This window comes from Simiduia aestuariiviva (assembly GCF_014192475.1).
Taxonomy (GTDB): domain Bacteria; phylum Pseudomonadota; class Gammaproteobacteria; order Pseudomonadales; family Cellvibrionaceae; genus Simiduia; species Simiduia aestuariiviva.
In genome coordinates this window covers 747324-761475 of the sequence record NZ_JACHXZ010000002.1, presented here as the reverse complement: position 1 = coordinate 761475, position 14152 = coordinate 747324, and the positions used below count along the sequence as shown (strand labels likewise).

The following is a 14152-nucleotide window of genomic DNA, read 5'->3' as shown; positions in this document are numbered from 1 at the left end:
CCTGCGTAATCTGGTCTCAAGGTCGAATAAGACCTCTCAACCGTTACAGGAGAAGCACCATGAACAACCGTCTTTTAATCTCTCTGGGGTGTGTGTCAGCGCTACTTGTGCAGCCAGCTTTAGCGGGCCATAACGAGCGTCAGGACTACGCCAAGGTTGTTTCGGCCACCCCAATCTACGAACAGGTGTCTTATACCCGCCCGCAGCGCGAGTGCTGGACAGAAACTGTGGCTTACGAGCGGGAACACCGCGCCTCATCTAAATCGGCCACGCCCATGTTGCTGGGCGCCGTCATTGGTGGTGCCATAGGCCATGCGGTGGGTAAAAATGATCGGCGCTCGGGGACCGCAATCGGGGCCGTACTCGGTGGCAGCATCGGCAACGATATTGGTAAGTCTCGCTCTCACACGACGGTGGATTATCGCGATGAAGAGCGTTGTGAAACTCGGCAGGTGCGTGAATACGAAGACCGGTTAACGGGTTACGACGTCACTTACCGTTATCACGGAGAAACCTACAGGACGCGCATGGATCGCGATCCCGGCAAGCGCCTGCGGGTAGCGGTTTCTGTTAAGCCAATCTATTAAACGAGGTGCGCAGTCATGAACAAGACAATTCAATGGTTGGTCTGTGCCGGCGTACTGGTATTGGCCGCTCCAGCATTGGCAGATCATCGTCGTCACAGTGACACCGACATCAGTGTCAGGCTATTCACCCCGCACATCGGTGTGCACTATCGCGATCAAGGCCATACTCGCTATGGCCATCGTCACAGGCACGGCTGCGGCCACTACTGGAATGGTCGCGTATGGGGTAGACCGGTGCCATACCACCGCGACTATGGGTATTATGGGCATCGTTCGCACCACTGGAAAAAACATTGGCGTAAACACCATCGCCGCAGCCATCGCGACCACGACTGGCACCATGGCGATCGCTACGAGGGGCGCCATGGCGGACATAGGGATGGCCATCACGACCGCCGTAGAGATGATGACCGCCACGATCGACGCGATCGACGTCGCGACGATCGGGGTCACCGCGGCAGACACGATTGATAACAGGGCGCCTAGCGCCCAGAGGATTTAAAATGCGCAGCTTACCGTTTATTTTTGCCGCTCTAGTGTGTTTATCGCCTGTGAGCCAGAGCGTAGAAGCCCAATCTGCCGTTCTACTTTATGCACAGGCAGATCACGTTGCGGGCTCTTCGGCAGAGGCGGCGCGTCTGGCTCAGGCGCGCTACGGTGGCAAAGTGTTAAAGGTGAAGCGCGATAAAGACGGGCGGCGCTACAAGGTCCGTCTGTTGTTAGACGACGGCCGCGTCAAAGACGTCGTGATTAAAGGTGATTAAATGCGACTTTTACTGATAGAAGATGAGCCCGCGCTGCAATCGCAAATTAACCAGTTATTTAGTCAGCGCCACTGGAGTGTTGACGTGGCTGGTGATGGCCGAGAGGGCGAATACCTTGGGCGCGAATACCCCTATGATGTGGCAGTGGTGGATTTAGGCTTGCCTCAAATGAGTGGTATGGAAGTCATTAGTCAATGGCGTAAAGCGGGTATCAGTACGCCCATTTTAATTTTGACCGCAAGGGATCACTGGCAACAAAAAGTCGAGGGGTTGGAGGCAGGCGCCGACGACTACCTCACCAAACCCTTTCATCCAGAGGAGTTGTTGGCGCGCGTCAACGCGCTGGCGCGACGGGCAGCCGGTCAGAGTTCCTCGGAAATCGTCGCCGGACCCTATCGACTGGATCTTGGCGGCCAACAGCTGAGCCGCGCTGGCGAGCCGATCACATTGACCAGTTTCGAGTACCGTTTGATTGAGTATCTCATGTTGCACGCGGGCAAGGTGATTTCCAAAGCGCAGTTGACCGAACACATTTACGCTCAAGATTATGATCGCGACAGTAATGTCATCGAAGTACTGATGACGCGCCTGCGTAAAAAAATGGACCCCAACAGCGAACTTAAACCCTTGCGAACGGTGCGCGGTCAGGGCTATCAGTTCGTGGTGTCAGACAGCGGAGCCGCTGCATGAGGCAGCAGCTCGTACCGTGGTTAACTGAGTCCATAAAAGGGCGTCTGCTCTTGGCAAGCTTGTTGGTGCTGCCCGTGCTGGTGGGGGCCACCGGTGTGGGCCTGGATCGCGCCTTTAAACACAGTTTGTTGGCAGCCGAACAATCGCGCCTGCGTTCGCAAGTTTATTTATTACTCGCTGCCGCCGAAGTGGACGGGGGCGTATTGGCGCTGCCCAAAGTGTTTACCGAACCACTGTTGTCGCAGGCCAACTCCGGCCTTTATGGATTTGTCCACGCCGACAAAGACAATCATCTCGACAGTGAACGCGAACTGTGGCGTTCGGCCTCAGCACAATGGTTGACGCCTGCCGAGCTGGGCCTTCAACACTCGCAGCCGTTGCGCAATGCGGTGACCGAATTTGGTCGCTGGCAGGAGGATTATTTTTTCTTGCGTTACCGCGTGCGTTGGGAATTTGGCGACGAAAATGAGCTGCCGCTGGTGTTTAGCGTATACCAAACAACGGCGCCTTTTAATGGGCAGCTTGAATCTTATCGCGCCACACTTTGGCGTTGGTTGGCCGTTGTGGGGCTTGGCAGTGTGTTATTGCAAATCGGATTGTTGTTGTGGGGATTGCGCCCCTTGCGCGTGCTGACGTCTGCAATAAGCGGCTTAAATAGTGGCGACTTACACCGGGTGGAAGGTCAGTTTCCGGTGGAATTACAGGGCTTAACGAAAAATCTAAATGCGCTCTTAGACGCAGAGCAAAGCGCGCGTGCACGCTATCGCAACACCCTCGCCGATTTGGCACACAGTTTAAAAACCCCTTTGGCGGTCGCGCGCAATGAGTTACACGCGACCACACCCGATCTCCAGGTGCTGGCTGAGCAAATGGCGCGCATGCACGACATTGTGAATCATCAGCTGCAGCGCGCGCGGGTGAGTGATGGCGATTTTCACTTGTCTATCGATGTCCTGCCCATCCTGGAACGCTTAACAAGCACGCTGAAAAAGCTGTACCCGTCGGTAGCGTTCCAGCTGCCCAAAAGCGCCGTCAAATTGCGTATGGATGAAAAGGATGTTTTTGAAATACTGGGCAACACACTGGAGAACGCCTGTAAATATGGCGCGACAGAAATTGCGGTTGAGGTCGACTCGCTGACGTTTAAAGGACAGCCTCACCTCAAGCTCGTCATCGCAGACAATGGGCCCGGTATTGCGCCAGCGGCCCGTGAAAAATTGGCGTTGCGCGGCCAGCGCCTGGATGAAAATCAACCGGGGCAGGGCCTGGGTCTGGCGCTGGTGCAGGATATTTTGGTGGCATACGGTGGCGAGCTGCAATTAGAGGCATCGACACTGGGTGGCTTGGCAGTCAATTTCTGGCTGCCTATTAAATCGAATGAATAAGGGCGACTTTTACCTTGGTGAACGAGTGGGTCATTGGTTTTGCGATTCCAGCTGGTCCAGTAGAAGAGCCTTTGCTTGATTGATGCGTGCTGCCAAATAATCATTGCCACCGCGGTCTGGGTGAAATTTTTGAATTAGTTTGCGGTGTGCTTGAATAATCGTTTGTTTATCTGCGTGTTCGGCTACCCCTAACAGCGCTCGCGCTTCGGCGAGACTCATGTCGTTGGTGTCCTGCTCGTGCAACGGCGACCCTTGCCAGTCGGGCCCAAATCGTTTGAGTAAATATAGTCGCAGGAGTTTTGCGGCCGCCGCATCGTGGGCCTGAAAATAGGTCAGTGTTTCTTCTAGTGCCGCGTGCGCGAGGCTCGACAGTGTCTGGCCAGCATGGGGCCCCGCTAACACGTCGCCGTCGGTAGCATCTGTCTGTAAGTGCAAGCCTGCGGCGTGCAAGGGGTTAGCGGCTTGGCCCATAGACTTCCAAATACGCAGTAGCGACAAGCCACGATTCAACCAGCGCCACAAGCCTGTGACAAATGGAATAACGGCCATGAGGAGTGCGCCCAACCAGTTGAGTCTGCCCGTGACAAAGGCAATAAACAGCAGGGTCAGAAATGTTCCTACGGCTATGCGCATCAGCCAAATGCGGCGGGTGGGCGCGGGCAGCGCCGCTAGGCGTCGATACAACCAGTAGAGCGCTAGTGCGAGCAATAGTAAGGGCAGCAGTCGTATTATCATAAGGTCGGTTGGGTCCGTTGCCGTGATTGCGTACAATCTGCGCTTTGAGCGAGGCAGATATTATGAGTGTGCAGGTTATCATGAAGGACGGTCGGCCAGAATGGGCGGTCATTCCCTATGAGCAGTATGAAGCGTTGTTGTCGGCGGCGGGGCAAGCCGCAGAGACAGTGCAGTCCACAGAGCAAAAAACCTCACCCGCCGACGAGAGCCCGCGAACCACAACGGCATCTGGGGTAGCGTTTAGCGTGGAAAAATTAAACGCAATGATTCAATCAACTGGAAAAAGTGCTGCGGCACTGGCTAAAGACGCGGGCATTTCGCCAGCCTATCTCGCCCAAATCGTCGCCGGACAGCGGGCGCCGAGCCCGGCTATTGTGCGCGGCTTAGCGCAAGCGTTGGGAATAAAACCGGATGAATTGCTGGGCTAGTGGTAGTTAAAGGAATAGCCCACGTCACTCAGCATTGCGGCTTCGTTATAGAGATTGATGGCCGTCAGTGGGTGCTGGTTTAGCCACGGGGCAGGCAGTTTCAATTGCAGCCCCATGGGGGCGTCGATAGCACTGACTTCCAACGCCGTCGCCAGCGGAACGTCATCGCGCCCGCGACAGAGAATCACCGCCAGACGCAGGCAGGCCACCATGTGTAAAAATCGCGGCAAGTCCTGCTCCGACACTTCCTCGAGCACTTTGGGTTTAATTGCGTTGCGTTGCAGTCGCACCAAACTGGCGAGCCAGTGTTGTTCATAGCGAGCAAAACCACCCATATCGTGATGTCGCAATAAATAGTAGCTGTGCTTGTGAAAACTGTTGTGGCTAATGTGCAGGCCAATTTCATGCAGCAGCGCTGCCCACCGCACCAATTGCGTGGCGGGCGTGCCATTGATGTGCGGTAAATTGAGTTGTCGTACCATTGCCTGCGCCATTTCGGCCACGCGCTCACCTTGGGCGCGATCACACTGGTAGATGTCCATCAGGCGGTGCACGCTTTCTTCGCGGCTATCACTGTTGCCGGCGCGACCCAAGGTTTCGTAAATAAGCCCCTCTTTCAGCGATGCCTCGGCGATGTGCAGTTGATCCAGTTTTAGTTGATCAAAAATAGCTTGGATAATTGCCAAACCCGCGGGCAAAACGTCGCGTCGCAATTTGGGCACGTTGGTGTTGCTCACCTCGCCGCCGGCGATGGTTTGTTCGATCACTCGCTGTAAATTGTCGCGCGTAATTAAACCGTTGTCTTTGGCGGTCATAAGTTCGGCGGCGGCGCGCATGGTACCTGATGAGCCCATGGCCATGTCCCAGCCGAAGCTGCGATAGGTGTGCGCAATCGGCTCGATGGCGGCGCACGCCGACAAATAGGCGGCGTCCATGCGCTCACGCGTGACAGGGCCGAATTTAAAGTGCTGCTCGGCCAGTACCACACAGCCTAAGCTCAGGCTTTCAAGCAGCCGCGGGTGTTGTCCTTGACCAATAATGAATTCGGTGGAGCCGCCGCCGATGTCGATAACCAAGCGGCGTTGTTGATTGTTTTCCAGCGTGGAGACAACCCCTTGATACACAAGGCGGGCTTCCTCATAGCCAGAAATAATGTGAATAGGGTGGCCCAGTTCGGTTTCGGCTTTACGTAAAAACTTATCGGCGTTGCGGGCAGCGCGCAGGGTTTTAGTTCCCACGGCGCGAATATTTGCCGGCTTGATGTCGCGTAAACGCTGGTTGATGCGCCCAAGCACTTCCAAGGCCTCGCGCTGTACTTCTTTGCTAAGCGTGCCGCGCGCGTCTAGACCGCGCGCGATTTGAACCATTTCCTTGTAGCGATCCACCACTTCTAAACGATTGCCTACAAGCTTCGCTACCATCAGATGAAAACTGTTGGAGCCTAAATCGACGGCGGCGTAATAGTCGCCGCTGTCAGTGTCCAATTGGGCATCACTCAATCTGCATCACTCCATACACCGGGTTCAGTGTGGCCTTGATAACGATGGGATTTGTCGAGTTTCAGCTCTGGCAGTTTGCCTTTGCTGCGTTGATCTAAGTAGTCATTGAGTAGCGTCACTACCGTCGGCGTTAGCCATGCAATGGCGATGATGTTAATTACGGTCATGAGGCCCAGCGCCATATCGGCCATGTTCCACACCGTGGGCAGCGGAGCCATCGTGCCCCATAACACCATGCACAAATAACCCGCGGTTAACGCCAGCTTGCCGGGTTTGTGATCGAGCTTAAACACATGCAGGTTGGATTCAGCGTAGGCATAGTTAGCTACCACTGAAGTAAACGAAAAGAACACAATGGCAATGGCCACAAAGTCCATGCCCCAGCTGCCCACGTGGTTCACCATGGCGTCTTGGGTGATGCGAATTCCGGCGAGCCCCTCTTCACTAGCGCCGCCCGCGAGCAAGATGATGATGGCGGTACAAGAGCAAATTAAAATGGTGTCGACAAACACGCCCAACATTTGCACCAAGCCTTGAGAAACCGGGTGATTGGGGTAGGGCGCAGCCGCTGCGGCGGCGTGAGGCACGCTGCCAGACCCGGCTTCGTTAGAATAAAGTCCGCGTTTTATGCCATTGATGGCGGCACCTAAAAACCCGCCAGCGGCCTCTTCATAACCAAAGGCGGAGCTGACAATTAATTTCAGAATGCCGGGCACGGCATTGATATTGACCGCCACAATAAACAAGGCCATGGCCACATAGGCAAGCCCCATAAACGGCACTGTAAATTCGGCAAAGCGGGCAATGGCGCGCAGGCCACCGAGCACGATAATTCCGGCCACAATCGTCATGACCAAGCCGCTATACAGCGGCGCAACGCCGTAGGCATTGTTTAACGCATCGCCAATGGTGTTGGCCTGCACTGCCGAGAACACAAAGCCGTAGCCAAACATGAGGCAGAGCGAAAAGGCGATGGCGAGCCAGCGCTTATTCAGACCCATTTGAATGTAGTAGGCCGGACCACCGCGAAATTCCCCATTGGCGTCTTTGACTTTGTAGAATTGACCCAGTGTGGATTCGACAAAGCCCGTGGCCATGCCCAGCAATGCGATCATCCACATCCAAAATACTGCACCTGGCCCGCCCAGGGTAATGGCCACGGCCACGCCGGCGAGGTTGCCCGTACCCACGCGCGCCGCCAAGCTTGTGGCCAGCGCTTGAAAGGGGGAGATGCCCTCGGCATTGGAGCGCCCCGCACCTCGCATCATGGTGAACATATGGCCGAACAGCCGAAATTGTATGGCGCCCAAACGCAGGGTGAACCACAGGCCGGCAATGACCAGCATGTAAATCAGAATGGAATCCCAAAGCACGCCGTTGATGCTGCTGACGGTGGAGGCTAAAAACTGGTTAAAGGTATCCATAGAGAGGCAGATTCTTTTGTGAGTGGGCGCCGTTTTCTGTGCGCCGTTGTTATTGTTGTGTAACCCCGCGTTGGCGGGATTATGGCTGAGGCAAGTGTGCTTATTTGGCGCGCGAATGTCTACTTAGGACTTACATGCACGGCCTATTGAGATTGCGCACGTTGGTACTCCCAGATAATGCGCGCACCCAGCCGCGCCGTTTGACCGTGCGGATCGTAGGCGGGGTTGAGTTCCGCAATGTCCAGCAACCAAACGGGCTTGTTAACTGCCTTGGCCTGTTTGATGAGGTGTTTAAATACCCAGAGCATGCGACTCGGGCTGATACCCAATGCAGCCGGTGCGCTCACGCCGGGTGCAAAGGCCGCATTAAACACGTCCAGGCACACGGTGATGTAGAGACTGTCTACGGTGGTGAGGAATGCATTGCAGGCCTCGGCAAGTGCGCTCAGCGGTTCTGATTCAAACGCATCATCTTCGATCCATTGCACGTCCTTTTCTCTGGCATATTGGAAGAGAGCGTCGGTATTGGCACTCGGATTGACCCCTAATACCCAATAGTTAAATGGATGTCCGTTGGCATCGCACCACTCGGCGATTTGTCGAAACGGCGTGCCGGAGGAGCCCGCGGGATTGGGCCGTCGCAAATCCAAGTGGGCGTCAAAATTGATGATTCCTAGCCGTGCGTTAGATTGCTGCAGCTTCGGTATCAGGCCCTGAAAACTGGCCCACGCCACCTCGTGCCCACCGCCGAGGACCACGGGGTTTGCCTGGGCCTCAATGAGTTTGGCGAGGTGTTCTGCCAACCCGAGTTGTGCGCTTTCGAGGCGGTCGCCTTCACAGATAATATCGCCGGCATCATACAGCGGGTGATCGGCACAGGCGCTGTTGGCCAGAGCGGCGCGCAGGGCGTCGGGGCCGGCGGCGGCACCCGGGCGGCCTTTGTTGCGTTTCACACCCGCATCGCTGGCAAAGCCGAGCAGGGTGACTTGTCTGTCAAGATTGGCCGACAGCGGCTGCGACAAATCCAAGCACTGCATTTGCTGGTGCCAGCGCAGTGCGGGGCTGCTTTCTTCGCTATCGATGCGCCCGGTCCAGAGCTTGGGGTTGGCGGCGCGGTATAGAGGATGACTCATTGTGCAACTCCCGCCACCCAGCGCTGGGAGGGCTTGATGAGATTGATGCCGTAACTGAGTTCGGCGGGTGAGTCGATGTGCCACAACAGTAGGTCGGCATCCATTCCTTCGGCCAGCTGTCCTTTGTGGGCCAGCCCCAAGGCTGCCGCGGCATGGCGCGTGACGCCATAAAAGCTTTCCTCCGGCGTGAGGCCAAAGAGGACACAGGCCTGACTCATGGCGGTGAGCAGCGACGCCTGCGGTGCGGTGCCCGGATTGCAATCGGTGGCAACGGCCATAGGTACGCCCGCCGCGCGCAGGGCATCGATGGGCGGTTGCTGGGTTTCGCGCAGGAAAAAGTAGGCCGCGGGCAGCAAAACCGCTGTGGTGCCCGCGTCTTTCAGGCGAGGGATGTCGGCGGCCTCGAGGTACTCGATATGATCCACCGACAAACCCTTGTAGGCCGCCACCAAAGCGCTGCCGTGTAAATTGCTCAGCTGCTCCACATGGCCTTTAACGGCAAGGTCGCGCGCCGCCGCCGCTTCAAATACGCGCTCGCATTGCGCCGGTGAAAATCCGACGCCCTCGCAGAACACGTCGACCGCATCGGCTAAGCCGGCGTCTGCGGCAGCGGGCAGGATCGCTTGAACAATGTGTTCGATGTAATCGTCTTTGTTTGAAAATTCAGGTGGTAGCGCGTGGGCCGCGAGCAATGTGGTGCGCACGGTGACTGGATTGTGCTGCTCCAGTTCACGCGCCAACCGCAACATGCGCAGTTCGTGTTCCAGCGTCAGGCCGTAGCCGGATTTGATTTCCACGCTGGTGACGCCTTCGGCCATGAGAGCAGCGAGTCGCTTTTGTGCACCCGCGAGCAGTGTTTCGTCGCTGGCGTCGCGGGTGGCGGTTACCGTACTTTTTATCCCGCCACCGCGATTGGCAATCTCGGTATAGCTGACGCCCTGTTGGCGCCATTCAAATTCGTGCGCGCGGTTGCCGCCAAAAATGAGGTGCGTGTGGCAATCGATCAAACCCGGTGTGAGCCATGCGCCCTTGGCATCAAATACGGTGGCCGCCGTGGGTGCGTCGCCAGGCGTGCCAAGCCAGTGAATTTTGCCGTTGTGAACCGCCAGCGCGCGGTTGAGCTGGCCGCCATAGGGCTGGCCGTTGGCGACGGCGGTGGCGAGGTTGACGTTGGTGATCACAAGATCAACGGTCATGGGTACTCCCTGTCGAATGGTGAATGGCGCAGTTGCGGCCCTCAGGATAGTGCGGGGCAGGCTCGAGTCAAAGTCCCTAGTGTACGCAAAGCACTTGTATATACAAGTATATACAAGTAGCATTTCAGCTCATGGAACCTCGTTACCTCACCATCAAGCAAGCATTGCTCGCGCGTATTGAAGGCGGCATTTTGGCCGCAGGCGCCCGTGTGGCCAGTGAAAATGAGCTGGCCTCAGAATTTGGCGTATCGCGCATGACCGCGCGCCGGGCGTTGGATGCCCTAGCAGACGAGGGAGTGCTGATTCGCACCCAGGGTTTAGGCACGTTCGTGGCAGACGAGCGGCCCAGCAGCAATTTGATTGAAATCCGCAACATCGCCGACGAAATTCACGGCCGCGGACACGCCTACCACTGCCAGGTACTGACCTTAGAGGCCCAAGCTGCCGACGCCAAGCAGGCGCTGCGACTGGGCTTGGCCTCCGGTGGGGAGATATTTTTTTCACGCTTGTTGCACTGTGAAAATGCGCTGCCTGTGCAGTTAGAGGAGCGCTGGGTGAACCCCAAATTCGCCCCCGACTATTTAGCGCAGCGCTTTGGTGCGCAGGATCTCACGCCCAGTGGCTACCTCAATAAGGTGGTGCCCCTGACGGAGGCGGATCATTTAATCGAGGCGGTGGGCGCGTCCGAAACGCTGCAAAGTCTGTTGCAGCTTGCGCAGGGCGAGCCCTGCTTGAAAGTGAGTCGGCGCACCTTTGGGCCAGCGGGCATCGTCAGCTACGCCCAGTTATTTCACCCCGGCAGCCGCTACCGGCTGGGTGGACACATCAACTACTAAGCTGGCCCTCATCGCCAGTGCGGTAACCCTACAGCGGCGCTACGGCGCCTGAACAGAGAGAGGCATAGATCCATGGCAAATCAAGATCCGCGCATCGACAACAGTCGCGTTATTCGCGCCGCCCGCGGCACAGAACTCACCGCTAAAAGCTGGCTAACTGAAGCGCCGCTGCGCATGTTGATGAACAATTTAGATCCCGAGGTCGCCGAGCACCCGCAGGCGTTAGTGGTGTACGGTGGTATTGGTCGCGCGGCGCGCAATTGGCAATGCTTCGACAAAATTGTCGAGACCCTCACGCGCCTGGAAGATGACGAAACCCTGTTGATTCAAAGCGGCAAGCCCGTAGGCGTGTTTAAAACCCATGAGAACGCCCCCCGGGTTCTGTTGGCCAATTCAAATTTAGTTCCCCATTGGGCCAACTGGGAACACTTTAATGAATTGGATAAGCAGGGCTTGATGATGTACGGCCAGATGACGGCCGGCTCATGGATCTACATTGGCTCGCAGGGCATTGTGCAGGGCACCTATGAGACCTTTGTGAGCGTGGCTAAAAAACATTTTGATGGGCAGGCGAAAGGCCGTTGGGTGCTGACCGGCGGCCTTGGCGGCATGGGTGGCGCGCAGCCATTGGCGGCCACCATGGCCGGCTTTTCGATGCTGGCCGTCGAAGTGGACGAATCGCGTATCGATTTCCGATTAAAGACCGGCTACGTGGATAAAAAGGCCACGTCACTGGACGAAGCGCTGGCCATGTTGGAGGCGGCAAAGGCGGAGGGCAGGGCCATTTCTGTTGGTTTGCTTGCGAATGCTGCCGACGTTTTCCCCGCGCTGGTTGAAAAGGGAGTTACTCCCGATGTGGTCACCGATCAAACGTCTGCTCACGATCCATTAAACGGCTATTTGCCGCAGGGGTGGACACTGGAGCAGGCCGTGGCTGAACGCCAGCGCGACGAAGCCGCGGTAGTGAAAGCGGCCAAACAATCAATGGCCGTACAGGTTAACGCGATGTTGGCATTGCAGGCGCGCGGTGCGGCAACGCTCGATTATGGCAACAACATTCGCCAGATGGCCCTCGAAGAGGGTGTGGCCAACGCATTCGATTTCCCCGGTTTTGTACCGGCCTATATTCGCCCGCTGTTCTGTGAAGGCATTGGCCCATTCCGCTGGGTAGCTTTATCGGGCGACCCAGAGGACATCTACAAAACCGATCAAAAAGTAAAAGAGCTGATTCCCGATGATCCGCATCTGCACAACTGGCTAGATATGGCGCGCGAGCGCATCCAGTTTCAAGGGTTGCCGGCGCGCATTTGTTGGGTCGGTTTAAAAGATCGCGCACGCCTCGGTCAGGCATTTAACGAAATGGTGGCCAACGGGGAATTAAAAGCGCCCGTGGTCATCGGCCGCGACCATTTAGACAGCGGCTCTGTGGCGTCGCCGAACCGGGAAACCGAGGCGATGCAGGACGGCAGCGATGCGGTATCCGATTGGCCGCTGCTCAATGCATTGCTCAACACTGCGGGCGGCGCAACCTGGGTGAGTTTGCATCACGGCGGCGGTGTTGGCATGGGTTTCAGCCAGCACAGCGGCGTAGTGATTGTGTGTGATGGCACCCAAGCCGCGCACGAGCGCGTGGGGCGCGTGTTGCGCAATGATCCGGGCACGGGCGTCATGCGCCATGCGGATGCCGGTTACGACATTGCCATCAATTGCGCCAAAGCACAGGGCCTTGATCTGCCAATGCTGGAAGACTGATTCCAGGCAGCGAATAAATACAACCCGTTACCCGAGATGCAGTAAACCTACTTCGGGTACCTATGAGAGATGACTATGGATACCTTTGAAATTAAACCCGGCGCCTTGACCTATGCCGATTTGTACAAGTTACACAGCCGTGCACACCAATTAACGCTCAATGCCGATTGTATCGACGGCATCAATGCCTCGGCCGCAGTGGTTAAAAAGGTCATCGACGACAACCGCGTGGTGTATGGCATCAACACCGGCTTTGGATTGCTGGCCAACACCCGCATCAAGCCAGAAGAGTTGGAAGAATTGCAGCGCTCCATCGTCTTGAGCCACGCTGCGGGCATTGGCAAATTGATGAAGCCGTCCACCGTTCGCTTGTTGATGGTATTAAAAATTAACGCCTTAGCGCGCGGTTTTTCTGGCATTCGATTGGAAGTTATCGAAGCGTTGATGACCCTACTCAACCACGAAATCTATCCCTGTATCCCATTGAAGGGGTCGGTGGGTGCCTCTGGTGATTTGGCGCCGCTCGCACACATGAGTGCGATATTGCTGGGCGAGGGTGAGGCGATCTACAAGAAGGAGCGGATCTCTGCAAAAACCGCATTGCGTTTGGCCGGGCTCAAACCATTGGTGTTGGCACCCAAAGAAGGCCTGGCGCTGTTAAATGGCACTCAGGCGTCCACTGCCTTGGCCCTGGAAGGCTTGTTCTACGCAGAAAATGTGCTGTCGGCGGCCACCGTCATTGGCGCATTGTGTGTTGAGGCTGCCAAGGGGTCACGCAAACCCTTCGATGAGCGCATCCATTTGGCGCGTGGCCATCAGTCGCAAATCGACATGGCCTTGGCCTATCGGAATTTGCTGGACCATTCGCAAATTGAACACAGCCACATCGATTGTGAAAAAGTGCAAGATCCTTATTCGCTGCGTTGCCAGCCGCAAGTCATGGGCGCGTGCTTACAACAGATGCGCAACGCACGCGACATCATTGTGACTGAGGCCAACGCCGTGTCAGACAATCCCCTGGTATTTGTGGAAGAGGATTTGGCGGCCAGCGATATTATTTCTGGCGGCAATTTCCACGCGGAGCCCATTGCCATGGCGGCCGACAACTTGGCGCTGGCCATTGCCGAGATTGGTTCCTTGTCTGAGCGCCGTATGGCCCTGTTAATCGACAGTAAGCTGTCTGGGCTGCCACCGTTTTTGGTAAACAATGGGGGTGTTAACTCTGGCTTTATGATTGCGCAGGTCACTTCTGCGGCGCTGGCGAGTGAAAATAAATCCCTCGCGCATCCCGCCAGCGTAGATTCGCTGCCCACCTCGGCCAATCAGGAGGACCATGTTTCAATGGCCACCTTTGCCGCCCGCCGTCTAAAAGACATGTATGAAAATACCGTGGGTATTTTAGCGGTGGAGTGGTTGGCCGTTTGTCAGGGGCTCGACTTCCTTGAAGGCTTATCCACCTCTGGGCCGCTGGAACAGGCGCGCGCCGAATTGCGGACCCATGTGCCGTTCTACGATAAGGACCGCTTTTTTGCCCCCGATATTGAGCGAGCGGCAGAGTTGATCGATCTCGGTGTGCTGAAATCCCTAGTGGATAAGACCATTCGCCTCTAACGGATAGCTGATGGTCAGATTTCGCCGAAGCCCGCTATGCGGGCTTTTTTGTTGAACGGCTTTTGGGACTTTTTACGGTCAAGGGCTAGGGAGCGGTTATATAGCTTGTCAC

Annotated in this window: 14 protein-coding genes; 9 read left to right on the top strand and 5 right to left on the bottom strand. The window is 56.4% G+C overall.

The features are described 5' to 3' along the window. The first annotated feature begins 59 nt into the window (after positions 1 to 59). The 5 genes from FHS30_RS09120 to FHS30_RS09100 are packed head-to-tail and all read left to right on the top strand — an operon-like array spanning position 60 to position 3426. Positions 60 to 587 (top strand): glycine zipper 2TM domain-containing protein, encoded by a 528-nt coding sequence (locus tag FHS30_RS09120; RefSeq protein ID WP_183910127.1) that lies wholly within the window; start codon positions 60 to 62, stop codon positions 585 to 587. 15 nt (positions 588 to 602) lie between these two features. Further along, complete coding sequence (locus FHS30_RS09115) at positions 603 to 1058, top strand: hypothetical protein (RefSeq protein ID WP_183910126.1); 456 nt, start codon at positions 603 to 605, stop codon at positions 1056 to 1058. Positions 1059 to 1090: 32 nt separating this feature from the next. Then, on the top strand, positions 1091 to 1351 hold the full coding sequence (locus FHS30_RS09110) for a PepSY domain-containing protein (protein ID WP_183910125.1): 261 nt from the start codon (positions 1091 to 1093) through the stop codon (positions 1349 to 1351). Next, entirely contained in the window at positions 1352 to 2041 is a 690-nt protein-coding gene (locus tag FHS30_RS09105; RefSeq protein ID WP_183910124.1) for a response regulator transcription factor, read from the top strand. Continuing rightward, the gene (locus FHS30_RS09100; protein WP_183910123.1) at positions 2038 to 3426 is read left to right on the top strand and encodes an ATP-binding protein; all 1389 of its coding nucleotides are present in this window, start codon (positions 2038 to 2040) and stop codon (positions 3424 to 3426) included. The genes FHS30_RS09105 and FHS30_RS09100 overlap by 4 nt, the downstream gene beginning before the upstream one ends. A 30-nt stretch (positions 3427 to 3456) precedes the next feature. Here the strand turns inward: FHS30_RS09100 and FHS30_RS09095 are convergent, their stop codons facing one another. Beyond that, positions 3457 to 4161 carry a J domain-containing protein gene (locus tag FHS30_RS09095; RefSeq protein WP_183910122.1) on the bottom strand — a complete coding sequence of 235 codons (705 nt, stop codon included), beginning with the start codon at positions 4159 to 4161 and terminating at the stop codon, positions 3457 to 3459. A gap of 62 nt (positions 4162 to 4223) precedes the next feature. Here FHS30_RS09095 and FHS30_RS09090 point away from each other — a divergent pair, with 62 nt between their 5' ends. Then, positions 4224 to 4589: a helix-turn-helix domain-containing protein gene (locus FHS30_RS09090; protein WP_183910121.1), complete on the top strand. Its 366-nt coding sequence runs from the start codon at positions 4224 to 4226 to the stop codon at positions 4587 to 4589. Here the strand turns inward: FHS30_RS09090 and FHS30_RS09085 are convergent. From FHS30_RS09085 to hutI, 4 genes are all read right to left on the bottom strand, one after another. After that, positions 4586 to 6088: a Ppx/GppA phosphatase family protein gene (locus FHS30_RS09085; protein ID WP_183910120.1), complete on the bottom strand. Its 1503-nt coding sequence runs from the start codon at positions 6086 to 6088 to the stop codon at positions 4586 to 4588. The two genes, FHS30_RS09090 and FHS30_RS09085, sit on opposite strands and share 4 nt — an antisense overlap. Next, entirely contained in the window at positions 6085 to 7512 is a 1428-nt protein-coding gene (locus tag FHS30_RS09080; RefSeq protein WP_183910119.1) for an alanine/glycine:cation symporter family protein, read from the bottom strand. The genes FHS30_RS09085 and FHS30_RS09080 overlap by 4 nt, the downstream gene beginning before the upstream one ends. A gap of 143 nt (positions 7513 to 7655) precedes the next feature. Further along, positions 7656 to 8645, bottom strand: coding sequence for a formimidoylglutamase (hutG, locus tag FHS30_RS09075; protein WP_183910118.1), 990 nt, complete (start codon positions 8643 to 8645; stop codon positions 7656 to 7658). Then, positions 8642 to 9841 (bottom strand): imidazolonepropionase, encoded by a 1200-nt coding sequence (gene hutI / locus FHS30_RS09070; protein WP_183910117.1) that lies wholly within the window; start codon positions 9839 to 9841, stop codon positions 8642 to 8644. Before hutI ends, hutG begins: the two co-directional genes overlap by 4 nt. Before the next feature lie 131 nt (positions 9842 to 9972). On the opposite strand from hutI, the gene hutC reads away from it, so the two are divergent. The 3 genes from hutC (at position 9973) to hutH (ending at position 14040) form a co-directional block, all read left to right on the top strand. Further along, positions 9973 to 10677, top strand: a complete 705-nt coding sequence (gene hutC, locus FHS30_RS09065; RefSeq protein WP_183910116.1) for a histidine utilization transcriptional repressor HutC — start codon at positions 9973 to 9975, stop codon at positions 10675 to 10677. A 72-nt stretch (positions 10678 to 10749) separates the two neighbouring features. Next, positions 10750 to 12429 (top strand): urocanate hydratase, encoded by a 1680-nt coding sequence (gene hutU / locus FHS30_RS09060; RefSeq protein ID WP_183910115.1) that lies wholly within the window; start codon positions 10750 to 10752, stop codon positions 12427 to 12429. A 75-nt stretch (positions 12430 to 12504) separates the two neighbouring features. Continuing rightward, positions 12505 to 14040 carry a histidine ammonia-lyase gene (hutH, locus tag FHS30_RS09055; RefSeq protein WP_183910114.1) on the top strand — a complete coding sequence of 512 codons (1536 nt, stop codon included), beginning with the start codon at positions 12505 to 12507 and terminating at the stop codon, positions 14038 to 14040. The last annotated feature ends 112 nt before the right edge of the window (positions 14041 to 14152 follow it).

Excerpts from the sequence above, each read along its gene's own strand:
- FHS30_RS09100 (WP_183910123.1), top strand. The coding sequence starts at position 2,038 with ATGAGGCAGCAGCTCGTACCGTGGTTAACTGAGTCCATAAAAGGGCGT.
- FHS30_RS09115 (WP_183910126.1), top strand. The coding sequence starts at position 603 with ATGAACAAGACAATTCAATGGTTGGTCTGTGCCGGCGTACTGGTATTG.
- hutH (WP_183910114.1), top strand. The coding sequence starts at position 12,505 with ATGGATACCTTTGAAATTAAACCCGGCGCCTTGACCTATGCCGATTTG.
- FHS30_RS09080 (WP_183910119.1), bottom strand. The coding sequence starts at position 7,512 with ATGGATACCTTTAACCAGTTTTTAGCCTCCACCGTCAGCAGCATCAAC.
- FHS30_RS09105 (WP_183910124.1), top strand. The coding sequence starts at position 1,352 with ATGCGACTTTTACTGATAGAAGATGAGCCCGCGCTGCAATCGCAAATT.
- FHS30_RS09090 (WP_183910121.1), top strand. The coding sequence starts at position 4,224 with ATGAGTGTGCAGGTTATCATGAAGGACGGTCGGCCAGAATGGGCGGTC.
- hutU (WP_183910115.1), top strand. The coding sequence starts at position 10,750 with ATGGCAAATCAAGATCCGCGCATCGACAACAGTCGCGTTATTCGCGCC.
- FHS30_RS09095 (WP_183910122.1), bottom strand. The coding sequence starts at position 4,161 with ATGATAATACGACTGCTGCCCTTACTATTGCTCGCACTAGCGCTCTAC.
- hutI (WP_183910117.1), bottom strand. The coding sequence starts at position 9,841 with ATGACCGTTGATCTTGTGATCACCAACGTCAACCTCGCCACCGCCGTC.
- FHS30_RS09110 (WP_183910125.1), top strand. The coding sequence starts at position 1,091 with ATGCGCAGCTTACCGTTTATTTTTGCCGCTCTAGTGTGTTTATCGCCT.
- hutG (WP_183910118.1), bottom strand. The coding sequence starts at position 8,645 with ATGAGTCATCCTCTATACCGCGCCGCCAACCCCAAGCTCTGGACCGGG.
- FHS30_RS09120 (WP_183910127.1), top strand. The coding sequence starts at position 60 with ATGAACAACCGTCTTTTAATCTCTCTGGGGTGTGTGTCAGCGCTACTT.
- hutC (WP_183910116.1), top strand. The coding sequence starts at position 9,973 with ATGGAACCTCGTTACCTCACCATCAAGCAAGCATTGCTCGCGCGTATT.